Annotated in this window: 14 protein-coding genes and 1 tRNA gene; 10 read left to right on the top strand and 5 right to left on the bottom strand. The window is 68.8% G+C overall.

Going from position 1 to position 20,536, the window contains the following annotated elements; translation table 11 throughout:
* Positions 1 to 22 precede the first annotated feature (22 nt).
* Positions 23 to 835, top strand: a complete 813-nt coding sequence (locus OIE13_RS17485; protein ID WP_326638438.1) for a hypothetical protein — start codon at positions 23 to 25, stop codon at positions 833 to 835.
* 103 nt (positions 836 to 938) lie between these two features.
* On the top strand, positions 939 to 1,559 hold the full coding sequence (locus OIE13_RS17480) for a hypothetical protein (protein WP_326638440.1): 621 nt from the start codon (positions 939 to 941) through the stop codon (positions 1,557 to 1,559).
* Here OIE13_RS17480 and OIE13_RS17475 read toward each other — a convergent pair.
* Positions 1,525 to 3,210 carry a bis-aminopropyl spermidine synthase family protein gene (locus OIE13_RS17475; protein WP_326638442.1) on the bottom strand — a complete coding sequence of 562 codons (1,686 nt, stop codon included), beginning with the start codon at positions 3,208 to 3,210 and terminating at the stop codon, positions 1,525 to 1,527. The genes OIE13_RS17480 and OIE13_RS17475 overlap by 35 nt on opposite strands.
* Positions 3,211 to 3,409: 199 nt before the next feature.
* Here OIE13_RS17475 and gltB point away from each other — a divergent pair, with 199 nt between their 5' ends.
* The 4 genes from gltB to pyk all read left to right on the top strand — a co-directional run bounded on the left by gltB (position 3,410) and on the right by pyk (position 13,431).
* Positions 3,410 to 7,915: a glutamate synthase large subunit gene (gene gltB / locus OIE13_RS17470; RefSeq protein ID WP_326828417.1), complete on the top strand. Its 4,506-nt coding sequence runs from the start codon at positions 3,410 to 3,412 to the stop codon at positions 7,913 to 7,915.
* Positions 7,916 to 8,003: 88 nt separating this feature from the next.
* Entirely contained in the window at positions 8,004 to 9,482 is a 1,479-nt protein-coding gene (locus OIE13_RS17465) for a glutamate synthase subunit beta (protein ID WP_326828416.1), read from the top strand.
* 237 nt (positions 9,483 to 9,719) lie between these two features.
* Positions 9,720 to 11,432 carry a S8 family peptidase gene (locus OIE13_RS17460; RefSeq protein WP_326828415.1) on the top strand — a complete coding sequence of 571 codons (1,713 nt, stop codon included), beginning with the start codon at positions 9,720 to 9,722 and terminating at the stop codon, positions 11,430 to 11,432.
* A gap of 568 nt (positions 11,433 to 12,000) precedes the next feature.
* Positions 12,001 to 13,431: a pyruvate kinase gene (pyk, locus tag OIE13_RS17455; protein ID WP_326638450.1), complete on the top strand. Its 1,431-nt coding sequence runs from the start codon at positions 12,001 to 12,003 to the stop codon at positions 13,429 to 13,431.
* 125 nt (positions 13,432 to 13,556) lie between these two features.
* Here the strand turns inward: pyk and OIE13_RS17450 are convergent, their stop codons facing one another.
* The 4 genes from OIE13_RS17450 to OIE13_RS17435 all read right to left on the bottom strand — a co-directional run bounded on the left by OIE13_RS17450 (position 13,557) and on the right by OIE13_RS17435 (position 15,940).
* Positions 13,557 to 14,369: a maleylpyruvate isomerase N-terminal domain-containing protein gene (locus OIE13_RS17450; RefSeq protein ID WP_326828414.1), complete on the bottom strand. Its 813-nt coding sequence runs from the start codon at positions 14,367 to 14,369 to the stop codon at positions 13,557 to 13,559.
* Positions 14,366 to 14,953: a GNAT family N-acetyltransferase gene (locus OIE13_RS17445; protein WP_326830297.1), complete on the bottom strand. Its 588-nt coding sequence runs from the start codon at positions 14,951 to 14,953 to the stop codon at positions 14,366 to 14,368. The genes OIE13_RS17450 and OIE13_RS17445 overlap by 4 nt, the downstream gene beginning before the upstream one ends.
* Positions 14,954 to 15,031: 78 nt before the next feature.
* Positions 15,032 to 15,802, bottom strand: coding sequence for a transcriptional regulator (locus tag OIE13_RS17440; RefSeq protein WP_326638454.1), 771 nt, complete (start codon positions 15,800 to 15,802; stop codon positions 15,032 to 15,034).
* 63 nt (positions 15,803 to 15,865) lie between these two features.
* Positions 15,866 to 15,940 (bottom strand) — tRNA-Leu (locus OIE13_RS17435).
* A 124-nt stretch (positions 15,941 to 16,064) separates the two neighbouring features.
* On the opposite strand from OIE13_RS17435, the gene OIE13_RS17430 reads away from it, so the two are divergent.
* From OIE13_RS17430 to OIE13_RS17415, 4 genes are all read left to right on the top strand, one after another.
* Complete coding sequence (locus tag OIE13_RS17430; RefSeq protein ID WP_326830296.1) at positions 16,065 to 16,691, top strand: ANTAR domain-containing response regulator; 627 nt, start codon at positions 16,065 to 16,067, stop codon at positions 16,689 to 16,691.
* 334 nt (positions 16,692 to 17,025) lie between these two features.
* The gene (locus OIE13_RS17425) at positions 17,026 to 18,198 is read left to right on the top strand and encodes a branched-chain amino acid ABC transporter substrate-binding protein (RefSeq protein ID WP_326830295.1); all 1,173 of its coding nucleotides are present in this window, start codon (positions 17,026 to 17,028) and stop codon (positions 18,196 to 18,198) included.
* Between the two features lie 158 nt (positions 18,199 to 18,356).
* Complete coding sequence (locus OIE13_RS17420; protein WP_326638456.1) at positions 18,357 to 19,325, top strand: branched-chain amino acid ABC transporter permease; 969 nt, start codon at positions 18,357 to 18,359, stop codon at positions 19,323 to 19,325.
* Complete coding sequence (locus OIE13_RS17415; protein WP_326638458.1) at positions 19,322 to 20,491, top strand: branched-chain amino acid ABC transporter permease; 1,170 nt, start codon at positions 19,322 to 19,324, stop codon at positions 20,489 to 20,491. Before OIE13_RS17420 ends, OIE13_RS17415 begins: the two co-directional genes overlap by 4 nt.
* The last annotated feature ends 45 nt before the right edge of the window (positions 20,492 to 20,536 follow it).

Here is a 20,536-nt window from a genome sequence, read left to right as displayed (position 1 = left end):
GGCCGGCCCGCCCTCCCCCCCCGTGCGCAAGCGCCGCCGCGCCTCCGCCAAGGCGCAGCCCCAGACCGAGGACATCACCCGGCTGGACGAGTGGGGGCTGACCCGATCCCAGCAGCGGCTGCTGATGGTCTTGGGGGTGGTGGCGGGCGTGCTGGTCGCCGCGGTCGCCCTCACCCTCGCGATCTCCGCGATCGGCAACGACTTCGTGCCGGAACAGGCCACCGCCCCGGTCATCGGCACCGAGCCGAGGCCCGACGTCTACAAGGGCTGGCCCTCCTCCAAGGTGTTCGCGCCGATCGCGCAGAGCAAGGCCGACCCCGGACCGCTGACGGTCAAGGAGCTCTTCGCCGCCAGGACCCTCAAGGAGGGCAGGATCACGCTGAGGCTGGCGGGCACCCGCCTGGAGGCCGACTGCGCGATGGCGACCTGGGGCCAGGGGCTGGCCGACCTGCTCGCCCAGGGCGGCTGCACCCAGGTGGCCAGGGGCCTGTACGTCAGCGCGGACGGCCGCTACGTCGCCCAGTACACCCTGTTCAACCTCCGCGACACCGCCTCGGCCGACACGCTGGTGAACGCGCTGACCACCCTGCACCGGGGCGGCTGGGTCCGGCCGCTCCAGGCGACCAGGGCGGTCTTCCCCGCCGAGGGTCACACCGAGGCCGGCGGGCACGCCATGGGGCACTACGCGGGGCTGGTCTGGATCGGCAGGACCGACGGCGCCGAGCCCGGTCCCAGGGACGACTTCGTCTCGCTGGCCCTGACGATCCGCAGCGTGGAGAAGACGATCTTCCGCCGTGTCGTCGCGGCCTCTCCCGCGCCCGCCCCGTCCAAGTAGTCCCGGTCCGAACAGTCCCGGTCCGAACAGTCCCCGCCGCCCCCGTGTTCGCCTCGGCTCATTATTCCCTGGCGCCCCGCCTGTCAAAGTAAGCTCTTTCCTCATGCGCAAGTGGATCGCCGTCACCGTCGCCGTGCTGGTCGTGGTCGCCGGGGTGGCGGCCTTCCTCCTGCTGGGGGGCAGGCCCGACCCACGCGCCGCCGTCCTTCGGGTGGAGCCCAGCACGGCCCACTACGCGCCCATCGCGACCCGCGCCCTCGACCCCCGGCCGTTGACCGTCGCCGAGATGTTTCCCGGCCCCTCGGTGTCGGCGGGCACGACCACGCTCGCGCGCAAGACCACCGAGACCCTCGCCGACTGCGCCGAGGCGGCCTGGGGGAGCGCGCTGGACGCGCTTGACGGGTGCACGCAGGCGCTGCGGGCCCGCTACGAGACCGAGGACGGCGCGGTCTCCGGGCAGTTCCTGATCTTCAATCTCGCGGACTCGGCCGCCGCGGACAGGCTCGTGGCGGCGCTCGGGAGCGGCGGCTTCGTCCGGCCCGCCCCCGGCACGCCCGAGGGTTTCGACGGCTCGCGCAGCTGGGCACAGGCCCGTGCCCTGGGGCACTACGCCACCGTCAGCTGGGTCGCCCCCGTGGCCGAGGGGGGCCGGGTGGATCTCACCTACCCGCAGGTCGCCGTCGACGGCCTCAGCCTGGTGATCCAGCGTCGGCTGGTGCGCTGAGGGAGCTCTCCACCGCGGCCCGGAGCTCCAGCAGCCGGTGGACGGGCAGTTCGAGGACCGTGACGTCGTCCGCCCACCGGGCGACGGCGGAGATGACCGCCCTGGCCTGCTTCTTCGTCAGGTCGCCCCGGACGCTGATCAGGGCCTCGCGCCAGGTGTTGGCGAGCTTGCCGTGCGCGTTGTCCAGAACGCGGCGCAGGATCCGGGCCGCGTCCCCGGTGGGGTGCGCCACCCGTACGGCGCGTACGGACGTGCCCTCGGCGGTGAGGTCGTAGACGGGGGCGAGCAGGTCGGCGGGCAGGTCCTTGGGGGCGGAGGCCAGGGTGACCCGGACCTCCCCGGCGCGGGTGGCCAGCAGCAGCCGGGGCAGCGCGGCCTCCAGCCCGGCCGGTACGGAGATCGCCACCCTGGCCGGGGCGCTGGCGTAGGGCTTGGCCAGCCAGGTCGCCAGACGTGCCCTGGGGGCTCTGGGCAGCACGTCGCGGGGCCATTCGCCCACCAGCACCTCCGGGGTGAACCCGTCGTCGAAGTCGGCGGCCACCTCGGCGGGGGCGGTCGTGGACTCCACGGACTGGGGACCCTGCGTGTAGATGGCGGTGCCCAGGGAGCCGGTGCGGGCGGCCGCGGCCGGCCAGGTCCTCGTGGTGGGGCGCAGGACGTACAGGTCGGCGGCCGAACCGATGGCCTCGGCGCCGAGGTAGCGGTTGAAGTCGGGGTAGATCGCCTCGTTGACCAGGTTGAGCTGGGACAGAGCCTGCTGCACCTTGAGGGCGAGCGCGGGGGTGCGCTCGCTCGCGCCGTACGCCAGCATGATCCGGCCCTGCTCGCGGTCGCGTAGCCCCTCCGCGCAGCGGGCGACGAACAGCCCGACCCCCTCGGGGGTGTAGGGCGGGTCGGTGATCGCCAGATCGGCCCATCCCTGTGCGGAGGCGGGAAGTCCCAGACGCAGGTCGGCCCAGCGGGTCCGGATCGGCAGGCCGAGCCGGTCGGCCTGGCCGCCGATGTAGGCCAGGATGCGCTCGTCGACGTCGACGACCGTCACCTCGACGCCGGGGTGCAGCATCGCGGTGGCCAGCGAGGTCAGATCGTGGTCGCCCACGCACAACAGCCGGGCGCCGTCCAGCCAGAACCGGGCGTTCAGCAGCAGTGCCCGCCGGACCACGGTGTCGCCGGTCGCGGCGACGTGGTCCAGCGTGTGGCGGCCTCGGGGGGCCTTGGCGATCAGCTCGTCCATGCGGGTGACCAGGTCGGCCCGGCCTTCGAGCAGGTGCGCCACCGGGTCGGCCGGTGCGAGGGTGCTCACCTCATGCCCGGCCCAGGGGGCGGAGAGCCTGAAGCGGTCGCCGGAACGCTCCAGCTCCCCGTCCACCTCGCGCAGCAGCGCCTCGACGGTCCGCCGCGACGTCGCGGTCCGCCTGACCAGGTCGGCGAGCGTCCACCAGCGGCCCTCGCCCAGCGCCGCCAGCGCGATCCTCAGCCGCCTGCCGTCGACGCCCAGCCGGGCGACGAGCGCCATGACCCCTTCGCGGGCGGCCGGGCCACTTGACACCTCTGGCGCGCCGGTTCGATCCGACACGCCCGGGATGTTCGCAGTGTTGATGTCTGTCAGGCCGGTGGGGTCGCCCGGTTCGGCGGGGGCGCTTGGTTCCATTGAGCCACCTTAGAGTCCGGACCTGGAATGTTGCGCCACCGTCGCGCGTTAAACGAACCGGGCGAATAGGGGCCAAATCAGTAAGTCCTGACCGGGTAGGCCGGTATCCGGCAGGGTACGGTACCCTCTACCCACCACGCAGCAGGGCCAACGTCGTCCCTTGCTTGTTCCAAAGAAGCAAGACGACGGGAGGGATTCGATGCCCGCTGCCCACCTCGGTTTTCCCGAGCCCCAGGGCCTGTACCACCCCTCGCACGAGCACGACGCCTGTGGCGTCGCCATGGTCGCGGACGTGGCCGGCCGCCGCAGCCACGACATCGTCGCGAAGGCGCTGACCGCCCTGTGCAACCTCGATCACCGGGGGGCACAGGGGAGTGAGCCGGACACCGGTGACGGCGCCGGGATCCTGACGCAGATCCCGGACACCTTCTTCCGCACCGCGGTGGACTTCCCCCTGCCCATGGCCGGCGCCTACGCCGCCGGTATGGCATTCCTGCCCGCCGACGCACCGGCCCGCGCCAGGGCGGTGCGGCTGATCGAGGAGATCGCCGCACAGGAGGGCCTGACGGTCCTCGGCTGGCGCGACGTGCCGACCACCCCCGACCTGCCGGGGCCGAGCGCCCGCGCGGTGATGCCGTTCTTCGGTCAGCTGTTCGTGACCTCCCCGAACGGCGAGACCGGCCTGGAGCTGGACCGGCTGGCCTTCTGCCTGCGCAAGCGGGCCGAGCACGAGGCGGACGTCTACTTCCCCTCGCTGAGCTGCCGGACCATCGTCTACAAGGGCATGCTCACCCCGCTGCAGGTCGAGCAGTTCTTCCCCGACCTCACCGACGAGCGCTACGAGACCGCGATCTCGCTGGTCCACTCGCGTTTCTCCACCAACACCTTCCCCTCCTGGCCGTTGGCGCACCCGTACCGCTACGTCGCCCACAACGGTGAGATCAACACGGTCAAGGGCAACCGCAACTGGATGCGCGCCCGCGAGGCCATGCTGCGGACCGCGAACCTGCCGGGAGACCTGTCGCGGCTCTTCCCGATCTGTGACCCGGCCGGCTCCGACACCGCCTCCTTCGACGAGACCCTGGAACTCCTCCACCTCGCCGGACGCCGGCTGCCGCACGCGGTGCTGATGATGATCCCCGAGGCGTGGGAGAACCACACCGAGATGGACCCCGCCCGGCGGGCGTTCTACGAGTTCCACTCCACCCTGATGGAGGCCTGGGACGGCCCGGCCTCGATCACCTTCTCCGACGGCACCCTGGTCGGCGCGGTACTCGACCGCAACGGCCTGCGCCCGGGGCGGTTCTGGGTCACCACCGACGGCCTGGTCGTGCTGGCCTCCGAGGCCGGCGTGCTCGACATCGCCCCCGAGGACGTGGTCCGCAAGGGCCGCCTGCAGCCCGGCAGGATGTTCCTGATCGACACCGCCCTCGGCAAGATCATCGAGGATGACGAGATCAAGGCCGAGCTGGCGGCCGAACTGCCGTACGCGGACTGGCTGCACGCCGGGCTGGTCCGCTTCGAGGAGCTGCCCGCCCGCTCGCACGAGGCCCCGACGCACGAGGCGCTGATCAAGCGGCAGCAGACCTTCGGCTACACCGAGGAGGAACTGCGGATCATCCTGGCGCCGATGGCCAGGGTGGGCGCCGAGCCGATCGGCTCGATGGGCACCGACACCCCCGTCGCGGTGCTCAGCGAGAAGCCCCGGCTGCTGTTCGACTACTTCAGCCAGCTGTTCGCGCAGGTCACCAACCCGCCGCTGGACGCGATCCGCGAGGAGCTCGTCACCTCCCTGGCCAGCACCATCGGCCCCGAGGGCAACCTGCTCGACCCGGGCCCGGCCTCCTGCCGCCAGCTCGTGCTGCCCTACCCGGTGATCGACAACGACGAGCTCGCGAAGATCGTCCACATCAACGACGAGGGCGCGCTGCCGGGCTTCCGCCCGCACGTGGTCCGTGGCCTGTACGAGGTCGCGGGCGGCGGCGAGGCACTGCTCGGCCGCATCGAGGAGATCCGCACCGAGGTCTCCGAGGCCATCGAGAGCGGCGCGCGGATCATCGTCCTCTCCGACCGGGGCTCCTCCGACGCCCTGGCGCCGATCCCGTCGCTGCTGCTCACCGGCGCCGTCCACCACCACCTGATCGCCGAGAAGACCCGCACCAGGGTCGGCCTGGTCATCGAGACCGGCGAGGCGCGCGAGGCGCACCACATGGCGCTCCTCGTCGGCTACGGCGCGGGGGCGGTCAACCCGTACCTCGCCATCGAGACCGTCGAGGACATGGTCGACTGCGGCGCCCTGCAGGTCGACAGGCACAAGGCCGTGCGCAACCTCATCAAGGCGTACGGCAAGGGCGTGCTGAAGGTCATGTCCAAGATGGGGGTGTCCACCGTCGCCTCGTACACCGGTGCGCAGATCTTCGAGGCGCTCGGCCTGAGCCAGGAGGTCGTCGACGCCTGCTTCACCGGGACCACCTCCCGGCTGGGCGGTATCGGCTTCGACGTCCTCGCCGAGGAGGCGGCGCTGCGCCACCGGCGCGCCTACCCCCGGGCCGAGAACGCCCACCGCCGCCTGGAGGTCGGCGGCGAGTACCAGTGGCGCCGCGAGGGCGAGCCGCACCTGTTCAACCCCGAGACCGTCTTCAAGCTGCAGCACGCCACCCGCTCGCGCCGCTACGAGATCTTCAAGGAGTACACCGGCCTGGTGGACTCCCAGGCCGAGCGCCTGATGACGCTGCGCGGCCTGTTCAAGCTGAAGGAAGGCGTCCGCGAGCCGGTACCGATCGACGAGGTCGAGCCGGTCGGCGAGATCGTCAAGCGGTTCTCCACCGGCGCCATGTCGTACGGCTCCATCTCGATGGAGGCGCACGAGACGCTCGCCATCGCGATGAACCGGCTGGGCGGCAAGTCCAACACCGGTGAGGGCGGTGAGGACCCCGAGCGGCTCCACGACCCGGCTCGCCGCTCGGCCATCAAGCAGGTGGCCTCCGGCCGGTTCGGCGTGACGTCGGAGTACCTGGTCAACGCCGACGACGTGCAGATCAAGATGGCCCAGGGCGCCAAGCCCGGCGAGGGCGGCCAGCTGCCCGGCCACAAGGTCTACCCGTGGATCGCCAAGACCCGGCACTCCACCCCGGGCGTCGGCCTCATCTCGCCGCCGCCACACCACGACATCTACTCCATCGAGGACCTCGCCCAGCTCATCCACGACCTGAAGAACGCCAACCCCGCCGCCCGCGTGCACGTCAAGCTGGTGGCCGAGGTCGGCGTCGGAACGGTCGCGGCGGGCGTGTCCAAGGCCCACGCCGACGTCGTGCTCATCTCCGGCCACGACGGCGGCACCGGCGCCTCCCCGCTGACCTCGCTCAAGCACGCGGGCGCCCCCTGGGAGCTCGGCCTGGCCGAGACCCAGCAGACGCTGCTGCTCAACGGCCTGCGCGACCGGATCACCGTCCAGGTCGACGGCCAGCTCAAGACCGGCCGCGACGTGGTCATCGCCACCCTGCTCGGCGCCGAGGAGTACGGTTTCGCCACGGCACCCCTGGTCGTCTCCGGCTGCGTGATGATGCGCGTCTGCCACCTGGACACCTGCCCGGTCGGCGTCGCCACCCAGAACCCCGAACTGCGCAAGAGGTTCACCGGCAAGCCCGAGTTCGTGGTCAACTTCTTCGAGTTCATCGCCGAGGAGATCCGCGAGTACCTCGCCGCGCTGGGCTTCCGCAGCCTGGAGGAGGCCGTCGGCCACGCCGAACTGCTGGACACCACCTCGGCGGAGAACCACTGGAAGGCCGCGGGTCTTGACCTGTCGCCGATCCTGCACCAGCCCGAGCTGCCCGCCGGCGCCTCGCTCCGCCGCGTGGTGGAGCAGGACCACGGACTGGCCAGGGCACTGGACAACACACTGATCCAGCTCGCGGAGGGCGCGCTCAAGGACGGCTCCCCGGTCACCCTCGAACTGCCCATCCGCAACGTCAACCGCACCGTCGGCACCATGCTCGGTCATGAGGTGACCAAGCGGTACGGTGGCGCGGGGCTGCCCGACAACACCATCGACGTGCGCTTCACCGGCTCCGCGGGCAACTCCTTCGGCGCCTTCCTGCCCAGGGGCGTCACGCTGCGGCTGACCGGCGACGCCAACGACTACATCGGCAAGGGCCTGTCCGGCGGCCGGGTCTCGGTCCGGCCGCACGAGGTCGCCTCGCTGGAGGGGCACATCATCGCCGGCAACGTCGGCCTGTACGGCGCGACCTCCGGTGCGGCCTTCATCCGCGGCGTCGTGGGGGAGCGGTTCTGCGTCCGCAACTCCGGCGCCACCGCGGTGGTCGAGGGCGTCGGCGACCACGGCTGCGAGTACATGACCGGCGGCAAGGTGGTCGTCCTCGGCCCGACCGGCCGCAACTTCGCGGCCGGCATGTCGGGCGGCGTCGCCTACCTGCTCGACCTCGACGTCGAGCGGGTCAACCGCGAGATGGTGGAGATCGAGGAGCTCGACGAGGCCGACTCCGAGGCGCTGCGCGAGATCGTCGAGGCGCACCTGGCCGAGACCGGCTCCACGGTGGCCAAGGCGCTGCTGGCCGACTGGGACCCGTCCCGCTTCGGCAAGATCATGCCGACGGACTACAAGCGGGTCCTGCGGGCCGCCGAGTCCGCCCGGCTGGAGGGCCGCGACATCGACGAGGCGGTCATGACCGCCGCGGTCCAGGGGTGAGGCCGATGTCCACGCGCACCCCGGCCGGGAACCCCCGGCGACTCGTCCAGACCGCTCAGGTTGTTCAGGGATAAGGGAGGTACGACCGATGGCCGACCCCAAGGGTTTCCTCACTCACGGACGCGAGCTGCCGGCGCGCCGCCCGGTGGACGTGCGCATCCGCGACTGGCGGGAGGTCTACGAGGACTTCCCCAAGCCCGCGCTGACCAAGCAGGCGGCGCGATGCATGGACTGCGGCATCCCGTTCTGCCACAACGGCTGCCCGCTGGGCAACCTGATCCCCGAGTGGAACGACCTGGTCTACCGGGACGACTGGCAGGAGGCCATCGAGCGCCTGCACGCCACCAACAACTTCCCGGAGTTCACCGGCCGCCTGTGCCCGGCTCCGTGTGAGGCGGCATGCGTGCTCGGTATCAACTCCGACCCGGTCGCGATCAAGCGGGTCGAGGTCGAGATCATCGACCGGGCCTTCGACGAGGGCTGGGTCACCCCCCGGCCTCCCACCTCGAAGACCGGTAAGCGGGTCGCGATCGTCGGCTCGGGCCCCGCGGGCCTGGCCGCCGCACAGCAGCTCACCCGCGCCGGGCACGACGTGGTGGTGTTCGAACGCGCCGACCGGATCGGCGGCCTGCTCCGCTACGGCATTCCCGAGTTCAAGATGGAGAAGCGGCACATCGACCGCCGGCTCGCCCAGATGCGGGCCGAGGGCACCGAGTTCCGTACCGGCGTCAACGTCGGCGTCGACATCACGGCGGCGCGGCTGCGCGAGGAGTTCGACGCGATCGTCCTGGCAGGTGGCGCGACCCAGTGGCGGGATCTGCCCGTCGCCGGGCGCGACCTGAAGGGCATCTACCAGGCGATGGAGTTCCTGCCGCCCTCCAACAAGGTCCAGGAGGGTGACTACCCGGTCTCGCCGATCAGCGCCGAGGGCAAGCACGTCGTCGTGATCGGCGGCGGCGACACCGGTGCCGACTGCATCGGCACCGCGATCCGTCAGGGAGCCGCCTCGGTCACCCAGCTGGAGATCATGCCCCAGCCCCCGGCGGAGCGCCCCGGCAGCCAGCCGTGGCCCACCTTCCCCATCCTGTTCAAGATGGAGAGCGCCCACGAGGAGCTGGCCGACGGCGGCGGCGACCGGGTCTACGCGGTCTCCACCACCGAGTTCGCCGGCGACGCCGACGGCAACGTCAGGGCGCTGCGCCTGGTCGAGGTGGAGGGTCCCGCGGCCGGATTCAAGCCGGTACCCGGCTCGGAGCGGGAGATCCCCGCCGAGCTGGTCACCCTGTCGATGGGCTTCGTGGGCCCGGAGAAGAAGGGCCTGCTCACCGAGCTCGCCGAAGTCGCCGAGGGCGAGTTCTTCGACGCCAGGGGCAACGTCGCCAGGGACAGGGGCTACATGTCCTCGGTCGACGGTGTCTTCGTCGCCGGGGACATAGGTCGCGGCCAGTCCCTGATCGTGTGGGCGATCGCCGAGGGCCGCTCGGCAGCCTCGGCCGCCGACCGCTACCTCACCGGCCAGACGGCCCTGCCGGTGGCGATCCCGCCGACCGCGAGGCCACTGGTTTGAACGCGGCTGGTCTGAACACTAAGTAGGTTGTAGTTGGTCCGTGTATGTCACGGCCGGTATGAGCACGTCAAGGCGTTCCCGGGTGCGGCACCGTCCGCCGCACCCGGGAACGCCTTGTGTACCGGCCGTTCCACTGGCCCCTTCACGGAAAAATGCGCAGAGCGGATATTGAGTTCGCTTTGTCGTACGTACGGCTGAAGGATAAATTTTCTTGATCGGGCCAGGTGCGGAGGATCGATGAGACGCGGGATCAGAAGCCTGACGGGCGCGGGAACGGTGCTCGCCCTGGCGGCGACCCTCACGGTGGGAGCCCTGGACGGCGGGGCCGCCACGGTCGCGAGCCAGGCCCGCGAATACCTGGTCTTCTACGCCGACGGCGCCCACGACCGCGCGATCGACGCGATCGACGCGAGCGGCGGCACCGCGCTGTCCACGGAGACGAGGCTCGGCTACATCGTCGCCGGCGGCCCCGGTTCCCGCTTCGTGGAGGACCTCGCCGACAGCGACGCCGTCGTGGGCGTCTCCTCCGACCGCAGGATCGGCTCCGCCACCGCGCTCCCCGTGACAGGAGCCCCCGCGCTCCCCGCGACAGGAGCCCCCGCGGCCCTTCCGCCCTCCGACGCCCTCGGTCAGCGGGGCACTCCGGACGGTCGGGCGTCCGCCACCGGCGCATCGGAGCCGCTGGCCGGACAGCAGTGGGACATGAAGATGATCGGCGCCACCGCGGACGGCTCCCACGCCACCGCCCCCGGCAGCAAGCAGGTGCTGGTCGGCGTCATCGACACCGGCATCGACGGCAGGCACCCCGACATCGCCCCCAACTTCAACTACGCCCTGAGCCGCAACTTCGTGACCGACCGGCCCAAGGACCCGGCCGGCAAGACCGTCGACGGGCCCTGCGAGTTCAAGAACTGCAAGGACCCGGTCGACTGGGACGACGACGGCCACGGCACCCACGTGGCCGGCACCATCGCCTCGCCGGTCAACGGCCGGGGCGTCGCCGGAGTCGCCCCCGCGGTCTCCCTGGTGAACCTGCGCGCGGGCCAGGACTCCGGCCTGTTCTTCCTCAAGCCCAGCATCGAGGCGCTCACCTACGCCGCGGACGCCGGGATCGACGTGGTCAACATGAGCTTCTACGTCGACCCGTGGCTGTTCAACTGCAAGGCCAACCCCGCCGACTCCAAGGCCGAGCAGCTGGAGCAGCGCGGCGTCGTCACCGGCATGCAGCGCGCCCTCGACTACGCCCGCAAGCGGGGCGTCACCCTCATCAGCGCCATCGGCAACGGCTCCACGGACCTCGGCAGGCCCAGCAAGGACGACACCAGCCCCGACTACCCCAAGGACGTCGAGCGCACCCGCAAGATCGACAACTCCTGCCTCAACGTCCCGGCCGAGTCCAAGGGCGTCATCTCGGTCTCCGCGGTCGGCCCGAGCAAGCGCAAGGCCTACTACTCCGACTACGGCATCGAGCAGGCCGACCTGTCGGCACCCGGCGGTGACGAGTTCGACGGCGGCACCGGCTACGACATCACCAAGGGCATCCTGGCCCCCGCCCCGGAGAACGCGCTGCGGGCCAAGGGACAGCTCAACGCCGACGGCACCCCGAAGTACAAATCAATCATCCGGGAGTGCCGCGACGACGTCTGCGCCTACTACCAGTACCTCGTCGGCACCTCCATGGCCGCCCCGCACGCCACCGGCGTGGCCGCCATCCTGATCAGCCGCTTCGGCAAGCCGGACAAGAGCGGCCTCACCATGGCCCCCGGAGAGGTCCAGCGCCTGCTGTACGCCACCGCCACCGAGAAGGCCTGCCCCTCGTCCCGCAAGTACGCCTACAAGATCGACCTCGTCGCGGACGAGGTTCACAAGTGCGAGGGTTCGAAGGCGCGCAACGGCTTCTACGGCCGGGGCATCGTCGACGCCGCCGGGGCGGCCTCCGTCACCCGCTGAGGCCGCACCGGGGCTCCATCCGCCCGGGCCCCGTCCCGACAGGCCGCGGCTCGTGCCGCGCCCACCGGCCGCAGGTACAGCCGCCACACGGCGCGCGTCCATGGCCACACCCTGTGGAAACCGTCTCAACGCCCGCTTGGCGCCCGATGAGGATCCGATGAGAACGCCGGCCACCGGGGCGGGCTCCGGAGGGGCGCCCCGACGGAAACAGCGCCCCGTTATGTTCGTTTTGTCACGTTCAAAAGAGGATCAACAGGCGGGTGGAGCGGTCAGGCCGGGGAACAGGGGCAGAACCGGAGGGTCACCGGTACCTCCGGCGGAACGGCCTGACTTTCGTGACAGGCCGAACCCGCGCTCTAAACCCGCGCTCCAGAGCCTGAGGTCGCCAGGGAGCGGCCCGGGAAAACGGGGATCTGTGTCCCTGATGAGCAAGGTTGCGGTGAATGTGACGTGAGGGGCGATTCGCAACCTCCCGTTCACCAAGGGTAGCGTTTATGTCACCGAATTTTTCATTGCCGCCATGACCAACGTCACGACCAAGTGGTCTGTACCAATTAGGGTGGGATCCGTGACTCGTCGCGCGAAAATCGTCTGCACTCTCGGCCCCGCCACCTCCTCTCCCGAACGTCTCCGCGAGCTGATCGCGGCCGGGATGGACGTGGCCCGTTTCAACCTCAGCCACGGCAGCCACGAACTGCACAAGGAGGTTTACGACAGGGTGAGGGAGGCGGCCGCCGAGCTCGGGCGTGGCGTAGGTCTGCTGGCCGACCTCCAAGGCCCCAAGATCCGGGTCGGCAAGTTCGAAGAGGGCCCCGTCCGCCTCGGCTTCGGTGACGTCTTCACGATCACCACCGAGGATGTCCCCGGAGACCGCGAGCAGGTCTCCACCTCCTACCAGGGACTCCCCAAGGACGTCCACCCCGGAGACAGCATCCTGGTCGACGACGGCCGGGTCCGCCTGGAGGTGACCCGGGTCGAAGACCAGCGCGTCACCACCCGCGTGATCATCGGCGGCATGATCTCCGACAACAAGGGCCTCAACCTGCCGGGCGTCAACGTCAGCGCCCCCGTCCTCACCGACAAGGACGAGACCGACCTGCGCTGGGCCCTGCGCACCGGCTTCGACCTGGTCGCGCTCTCCTTCGTCAGGCGTCCCTCCGACGCCGACGTGGTACGCAACATCATGGAGCAGGAAGGCATCCGCCTCCCACTGCTCGCCAAGATCGAAAAGCCGCAGGCGGTGGAACGGCTCCCCGAGATCATCGAGGCCTTCGACGGCATCATGGTCGCCCGCGGCGACCTCGGCGTCGAACTGCCCCTCGAAGAGGTGCCCATCGTGCAGAAGCGGGCCATCGAGCTCTGCCGCGAGAAGGCCCGCCCGGTCATCGTCGCCACCCAGATGCTCGAATCGATGATCACCGCACCGCGCCCCACCCGGGCGGAGGCCTCCGACGTCGCCTACGCCGTCATGGACGGCGCCGACGCGGTCATGCTCTCCGGGGAGACCTCGGTCGGCAACTACCCCATCGAGGTCGTCGAGACCATGAGCCGCATCGCCACGACCGCGGAGAAGAGCTCACTCCAGGCCACCCACAGCCTCGACCGGCTGCCGGAGACCACCGGCGGCGCCATCGCCCGCGCCGCCGCCGAGGTCGGCGCCATCGTGGGCGCCAAGGCGCTGGTGGCGTTCACCATGTCCGGTGAGACCGCCCGCCGCCTGGCCCGCTACCGCTCCCCGATCCCGCTGCTGGCCTTCACCTCCGCCAGCCACGTCCGCAACCAGCTCGCACTGACCTGGGGCGTGGAGACCTTCGAAGTGCCGTTCGTCCACCACACCGACGACATGGTCCGCCAGGTGGAGGCCGCGCTGCTGGCCCACTCCCGGCTGGAGAAGGGCGACAAGGTGGTCATCGTCGCCGGTTCGCCTCCTGGCACCGCGGGCTCCACCAACGCCCTGCGCGTGCACACCATCGGAGCGGCGGTCTCCAACCCCTCCTGATCGACACCCGAGCATATCGACACACGAGCATACGGCCACCGCTCCGGCGGTGGCCGTACCCGTCTTCGAGCCAGGCGTCCATGAACGACCCCGCGCCCCAACCGGCGAACCCCAACCGGCGGGCCTCAGATCCCAGGAAACACCCGGCGAAGATCGTCCAAGGTGATGCCGTCACCGGTGACGGCCACCGACGCAGGGGTGTGCTCGCCAGCCAGCCTGCCGCCGAGCAGACGCACCCACGCCTCGGCCGGAAGCGACAGGGTGACATCGGCCGCCTCAGGCGCCTCACTGAAACCGACGGTCTCGCCAAGGGTGAGACCCAGCACGCGCGCGGGATCGGTCGTCTCGACCCGGAGCGTCGTGGCACGGCGCGGATCGTCGAGAGCATCGGACCTGCCAATGAAGCCGATCATGAAATCAAGCGGCCCGGAGTACAGATCGGTCAGCACCCCACCCGTCTCCGACGCCACGGTGGCCGCCGGGTCGAAGGCGACCCGGACGTCCCAGGCATGCAGGGCGGCCTCGTTCAGCCGCATCCCGGCCACCAGCGCGACATCGCCGGGCTCGGGCAGGAATCCCAGCTTGATCCGGAGCCGCTCGCGAGAGCCGGCGTCGAGCCCCTCGTAGGCGGAGACGATCTCAGCGTCCGCGACGAGAAAGTCCTTGCACTGCCCCTCGGGATCCTTCGCGTTCCAGCGGTCCCAGACCTCGTGGTTGAAATCCTGGCCGGGAGCCTCCTGGCCGTCCAGCGCCGCCCGCAACGTCGCCAGGCCGATCTCGGCGCCACTGCCGAGATGACTGAGCACCTGAGCGACGGTCCACTCCGAGGCACCCGACTGCCGGTCGAGGTCGGCGGAGTCCAGGCCGCGGACGAAGGCCGCCAGCCCGTCATGGGTGGTGCGCAGGGCCGCGATGGCCCTGTCAGCGAGTGTGCTCATGATTCTCCATCCTCGTACTCCCACGTCCGCAACGCTATCGGCCGCCCCTTCTCCTCCGAGGGAACCGGCGGCGCGTCCGTCAGCCGGTACCCCGACGCGCGGGCCACCGCCACGCTCGCCGCGTTACCGGCCTCGATCTCCAGCAACAGCCGCGACACCCCGACAGACTCGCGGGCGAACTCCGTCATCACCCGCACCGCCCTACTCGCCAGCCCCTGGCCCCGGTAGGCGGCCCCCACGCTGTAACCGATCTCCGCGACATCCAGGCCAAGACCGCTCAACATCAGCAACACCTCACCCACCGGCTCACCACCGTCCACCGTGATCGCCAACTGCAGCCGCTCCCCGGCCGCCCGCCGCTGCCGGGCCCGTTCCAGATAGGCCCGCGCAGCCTGCGGGCCGAACGGCGAGACCAGCGGCGTCCAGTACGCCACCTCGGGGTCGTCGAACAGCTTCACCATCGCCCCCAGATCGCCGTCCTTCCACTCCCGCAGCACCACCCCGTGCCCGCGAAGCCGCACCTCCTCCGGAAGACACACCCGCCCGACACCGGGACCGCTCAGCTCCGCCTGGCCGTTCTCCATGATTCCCACGCATCCCCCTCGGTCACGCCGTCTTCCGAGCAACCTACTCGCCCACCGGGGCGCCCCCACCGAACCACCTCAGTACTTCGGCCCCACGAACTCGTCCAACCGCTCAACGGCGGCTCGCCTGGCCACGGAGATGGTGTTGGGCTTGGAATAACGCCACGCCACATCCAGCAGGTCGAGCGCTTCCCCGCAGAGAGCGAGGATGTCCCGGGACTCGTTCACGAAGAGGTAGCGCGGGTACTCGTACCAGTGTGTCTCGCCGGGTGGCTGCCGTTGAACACGGTTGATGACGCGACAACCATCGGAGTGCATCAGCCCTCGAACGAGATGGCCCGGATTCGCTGCGACGATCTGGCGTTGCCAGGCTTCCAGTTCGATCAGGCGAGTGTGCTTCTTCCCTGGCCCATGTTGTGGGAACAGATGCGGCCAATGCTTGGAGAAGGAATTGATTTCGGTACAGCCCTGTCTGGGCAGCATACGGACCCTATTGTCCGGTCTGATGGATAGAAGTGCCTGAATGCACTCTTCCTGTAGTCCTGGCCATGTATCGGCGCACATGATGCGCAATGACCAGACTTGCTTGGAAGGGTCGCCGACGGTGCTGATGTAGCCGTCTCCAAGGTAGAGGCCGAGAAGGTAGGCGTACTTGTCTTGCGGGTCGGGAAGTTCCGGAATCTCCAGGCATCGAGGACAGGAAGCCACACGTCGGACCAGGTGATCCGGACGTTCCTGCCATGCCCTGACGGTCGACCGTGAAATGCCGGTGCGGCGGCTGACCGAACTGATCGTCTCGCCCGACTTGAGGAGGTCACGAACTCTTTCACGGATGGTTACGTCGTACATACGGAAAGTGTTTCAGCTGGGTACGACAAAACCGCCCGGCCATGTGGCCGGGCGGTTGAAGCGTGCCCCGGGTGGGACTCGAACCCACACTGTACGGGTTTTGAATCCGCTCCCTCATGCCAATTGGGGTACCGGGGCAGGAATCCGGACATGTCCGAATCTATCCAAAACGCTTGTCGTGCATCCTAACCGATGACGATCGCTTGACCGGAACCGGCGTGGTCCTAATCTAGCGGACGTCGGTACTCTCTTGCTCGTGAGTATGCAGCGGCGAGTGGTGATCGCGGAAGATGAAGCACTGATCCGGCTCGACCTCAAGGAGATGTTAGAGGAAGAAGGGTACGAGGTTGTCGCGGAGGCCGGGGACGGGGAGTCGGCGGTCAAGCTGGCGATGGAGCAGCGGCCCGACCTGGTGATCCTGGATGTGAAGATGCCCATCCTGGACGGGATCTCGGCGGCCGAGCAGATCGTGTCGCAGCGGATCGCGCCGTGTCTCATTCTCACGGCCTTCTCGCAGCGTGATCTGGTGGAGCGGGCGAGGGACGCCGGTGCGATGGCGTATCTGGTGAAGCCGTTCACGAAGTCGGATCTGGTGCCGGCGATCGAGATGGCGGTCAGCAGGCACCAGGAGATCGCCGCGCTGGAGCGGGAGGTCGGGACGCTCTCCGAGCGGCTGGAGACGCGCAAGCTGGTGGAGCGGGCCAAGGGTCTGCTGATGGAGCGGCACGGGTGGAGTGAGCCGCAGTCGTTCCGGTGGATTCAGAAGGCGTCGATGGATCGCAGGTTGAGCATGCGGCAGGTTGCGCAGCTCGTGGTCGCGGACGCGGGCGCGGGTGATGGCGTGGACAGGGGTGGGGGTGGCCCTGAGGTGGGGGCGGAGGAGCCCTGAATCGGACTCTCCGCTTCTTTCCGTAAGCCCGTACCTGTCGGGGTGTAGCTCGCGGAGGAGGCGATATGGGCTTTCCGGGGGCCGGGGTGATGGCCGTGGAGGTGGCGAAGTCGCCAGTGACCACGGCTTTTGTGTCTGATAGCCGAAAAGGATCGGTGTTGTAAAGAAACGGTAACGGCGGGCCGTCCTGTATCGACCCGTGACATCGGCTGGCTGTACTAACCGACACAACCCCTGGCCACCCGCCAGGGAGGGCATCTGTGAACCCGGTCCTGACGAGGGAACGGGCGAAAGGAAGGCAACCTTGCGGCCTAAGACTGCACGCCTCGGTGGAGTGCTTGCCGCCGGTGTGGCGCTCACCCTCGGTCTCGCTGCCTGCGGTGACGGTGGTACGGAAGCCACGCCGGCTGAGGGTGGCTCCAGTGCTGCCGCCCCCGGTACCATAAAGCTTGGTTTCATGGGAGACCTGACCGGCGCCAATGCCGGCATCGTCATTCCCCCCAGGAACGGTGCGAAGCTCGTCATCGACGAGTACAACAAGACCAACCCGGCCGTGAAGATCGAGCTGGTCGAGTACGACAGCCAGGCGGACCCGTCGAAGGCGGTCGCGCTGGCTCAGCAGGCCATCAAGACCGACAAGATCGTCGGCCTGATCGGTCCGGCGTTCTCCGGTGAGTCCGCTCAGGTGGCGCCGGTGCTGGAGGAGGCGAAGCTGCCGAGCATCTCGGCGTCCGCCACCAACGCCGCGCTGTCGACGAACGGCTGGAAGTACTGGCACCGCGTGCTGCCGAGTGACAATGTTCAGGGTCCCGGTATCGGTGACTTCATTGCGACGGGTCTCGCGGCGAAGAACGTTTTCGTCATCGACGACAAGTCCGAGTACGGCAAGCCGCTTGCCGACGCGGTCAAGGGCGCGCTTGAGGCCAAGAGCGTGAAGCTGACGACCGACTCGCTTGACCCGACCGAGAGTGACTTCTCCTCGGTGGTGAACAAGGTCGTGGCTGCCAAGCCTGACGCGATCTTCTTTGGCGGTTACTACGCCGCGGGTGGCAACCTGCTCAAGCAGCTCCGCGACAAGGGGGTCAAGGACGCGAAGTTCCTGTCCGGCGACGGTTCGCTGGACAAGGGTCTGATCGACGGTGCCGGTGCCGCGAACGCCGAGGGCGCGCTGGTCGGTTGCCCGTGCTACATCGCGACCCCGGATGTGACCGACGCCAAGGTGAAGGCGTTCGCCGACGCCTACAAGGCCGCTTACAGCGCTGACCCGGCGATCTACGCGGCTGAGGGTTACGATGCCGCGACGGTCTTCGTCGAGGCGATCAAGGCGGGCAACACCACGGCTGAGAAGATCAACGAGTTCATCGCCACGGTGGACTTCGCGGGTGTCTCCAAGCAGGTCAAGTTCGAGGCCAACGGTGAGGTCTCGGCGAAGGACATCTACATCTACCAGGTCAAGGACGGTGCCATCGGTCTGCTGGGCAAGGCCACCGAGGCCAAGCTGGGTTAGTCCGGCGCTGAAGAAGAGTAGGTAGTCGGCGCGCGGGGAGCGGGAAGGCGCAGTGTGTTCCCGCTCCCCGCGCCCTTCCAGAGAGTCCACGAGGTTCTGCTGGAGGCGGTGTGCTACCCGAAAGTGCAGGCGACCCCCGCTGGAAGTGGTAAACCCTAGTGCTCAATGACTTCATCAATCAGTTCTGGCCGGCGACGATCGACGGCCTGGCCTTCGGCTCGATCTACGCTCTGATCGCACTCGGTTACACCATGGTGTACGGCGTGCTGCGGCTGATCAACTTTGCACATTCAGAAGTTTTCATGATCGGTACGTTCGGCGCGATGCTGGTGCCGTTCGTGTTCGGCATCAACTCGCCGCTGACCGGCATCGCGCTGGTCGGTGTCGTGGTGGCGATGATCCTGGTCGGCATGCTCGCCTCGGCGGGTACCGCGATCGCGCTGGAGCAGATCGCCTACCGGCCGCTGCGCAAGCGCGGCGCGTCCCGGCTGGCGGCGCTGATCTCGGCCATCGGTGCCTCGATCTTCCTCCAGGAGTTGTTCGCGCTCCTGGTGATCCCGGAGGTCTTCAACCGTCCGGAGCAGGGTCGTATTCAGATGGCTCTGCCCCGGCTGATGGAGCGGAGCGAACTTTTCTCGATCTTCGGGCACTCCGTCCGGATCGACCAGATATTCGTTATCCTCGCGGCGATCGGCATGATGATCGCGCTGGACGCCCTGGTGAACCGCTCGAAGATCGGCCGGGGTATTCGCGCCACCGCGCAGAACCCCGAGGCGGCCGTGCTGATGGGCGTCGACATCAACAGGATCGTCCGGATGACCTTCCTCATCGGCGGCGGTATGGCCGGTGTGGCGGGTGCGCTCTATCTGATCTCGTACGAGAACACGCACTACTTTGTCGGATTCCTCTTCGGTATCAAGGCGTTCACCGCGGCGGTCCTGGGTGGCATCGGCAACCTGCGCGGCGCCCTGGTCGGTGGAATCACGCTCGGGCTGGTGGAGAACTACGGAGCCATCTTCTTCGGCTCCGACTGGAAGCATGTGATCTCCTTCACCATCCTCGTCTTGGTCCTGATGTTCCGCCCCACCGGAATCCTCGGTGAATCACTCCAGCAGGCGCGCGCATGAACCAGAAGAATTCCCTGGCAGGTTTCCGTAATGGTCTCGGTCGCTTCGGCGACGCCATGCACGATCGCTGGCTGAGCACTCCGGGCTGGCAGCGCTGGGTGCTGTACGTGCTCCTGATCGTCGGGGCGCTGCTGCTGCCTTCGGAGAGTCTCGCCCCCTTCATGTCGCCCTACACCGACTGGGCGAGCATCCTGTTCTTCCCGATCGGGACGTATGTGGTCCTGGCGATCGGCCTGAACGTGGTGGTCGGTCAGGCGGGCCTGCTCGACCTGGGTTTCGTCGCGTTCTACGCCGTGGGCGGTTACGCGATGGCGCTGATCGGTACCCGGCTGGGCTGGAACTTCTGGCTCATCCTGGTGGTCGGCATCGGGATCTGTGCCCTGTCGGGCCTCACGCTGGGCGCTCCGACGCTGCGGTTGCGCGGTGACTATCTGGCGATCGTCACGCTGGGCTTCGGTGAGATCATTCGTATCACCGCCCGCAACACCGACGAGATCGGTGGCCCGAACGGCGTCCGCGGCATTCCGCACCCGCCGAGCGTCGAGGACTTCAAGCTCTTCGGGGTGAACTTCTCCGAGGTGTTCGGGGTGGATCCCCTCAAGTACGGGGTGCTGGACCCGCGCCCCTACTACTATCTGCTGGTCGCGCTGGCCGTCATCGTGATCATCCTGGTGAAGCGCTGGGAGAAGAGCCGGGTCGGGCGTGCCTGGGCGGCGATTCGTGAGGACGAGGACGCGGCCGAGGTCATGGGCGTGCCGACGTTCCGCTTCAAGATGCTCGCCTTCGCGATCGGTGCCTCCATCGGTGGCGCGATGGGCGTGCTGTGGGCGGCGAAGGCCATCTCGATCAACCCGAACGACTTCCAGTTTCTGCTGTCGGCGACGATTCTGGCCGCGGTGGTCATGGGTGGTTCGGGCAACCTGCCGGGTGTCATGCTGGGTGCCTTCCTGGTGGCCTGGCTGCCTGAGCGGTTCCGTGGTCTGCAGGAGTACCGCATGCTGATCTTCGGTGCGGTGCTCGTGGCGCTGATGATCTTCCGTCCGGAGGGTCTGCTGCCGTCGCGTCAACGCAGGGCGGAGTTGCAAGAGGGAACAGGCGGGATGGGTACGCTCGGGGCCGAGGTTCCCGGGCCCGATTCGCAGGTTGAGGAGGTGGCTTCCAAGTGAGCGCCGAGGTGAATCCGGCCACTGTGACCTCGGAGGTGGCACAGG

The sequence above is a fragment of the Streptosporangium sp. NBC_01810 genome, from assembly GCF_035917355.1.
Classification (GTDB): domain Bacteria; phylum Actinomycetota; class Actinomycetes; order Streptosporangiales; family Streptosporangiaceae; genus Streptosporangium.
This window is presented reverse-complemented; position numbering and strand designations above follow the sequence as displayed.

Coding starts and splice junctions, on each gene's coding strand:
- OIE13_RS17480 (WP_326638440.1), top strand. CDS start 939: ATGCGCAAGTGGATCGCCGTCACCGTCGCCGTGCTGGTCGTGGTCGCC.
- OIE13_RS17475 (WP_326638442.1), bottom strand. CDS start 3,210: ATGGAACCAAGCGCCCCCGCCGAACCGGGCGACCCCACCGGCCTGACA.
- gltB (WP_326828417.1), top strand. CDS start 3,410: ATGCCCGCTGCCCACCTCGGTTTTCCCGAGCCCCAGGGCCTGTACCAC.
- OIE13_RS17465 (WP_326828416.1), top strand. CDS start 8,004: ATGGCCGACCCCAAGGGTTTCCTCACTCACGGACGCGAGCTGCCGGCG.
- OIE13_RS17460 (WP_326828415.1), top strand. CDS start 9,720: ATGAGACGCGGGATCAGAAGCCTGACGGGCGCGGGAACGGTGCTCGCC.
- OIE13_RS17450 (WP_326828414.1), bottom strand. CDS start 14,369: ATGAGCACACTCGCTGACAGGGCCATCGCGGCCCTGCGCACCACCCAT.
- OIE13_RS17445 (WP_326830297.1), bottom strand. CDS start 14,953: ATGGAGAACGGCCAGGCGGAGCTGAGCGGTCCCGGTGTCGGGCGGGTG.
- OIE13_RS17440 (WP_326638454.1), bottom strand. CDS start 15,802: ATGTACGACGTAACCATCCGTGAAAGAGTTCGTGACCTCCTCAAGTCG.
- OIE13_RS17430 (WP_326830296.1), top strand. CDS start 16,065: ATGCAGCGGCGAGTGGTGATCGCGGAAGATGAAGCACTGATCCGGCTC.
- OIE13_RS17415 (WP_326638458.1), top strand. CDS start 19,322: ATGAACCAGAAGAATTCCCTGGCAGGTTTCCGTAATGGTCTCGGTCGC.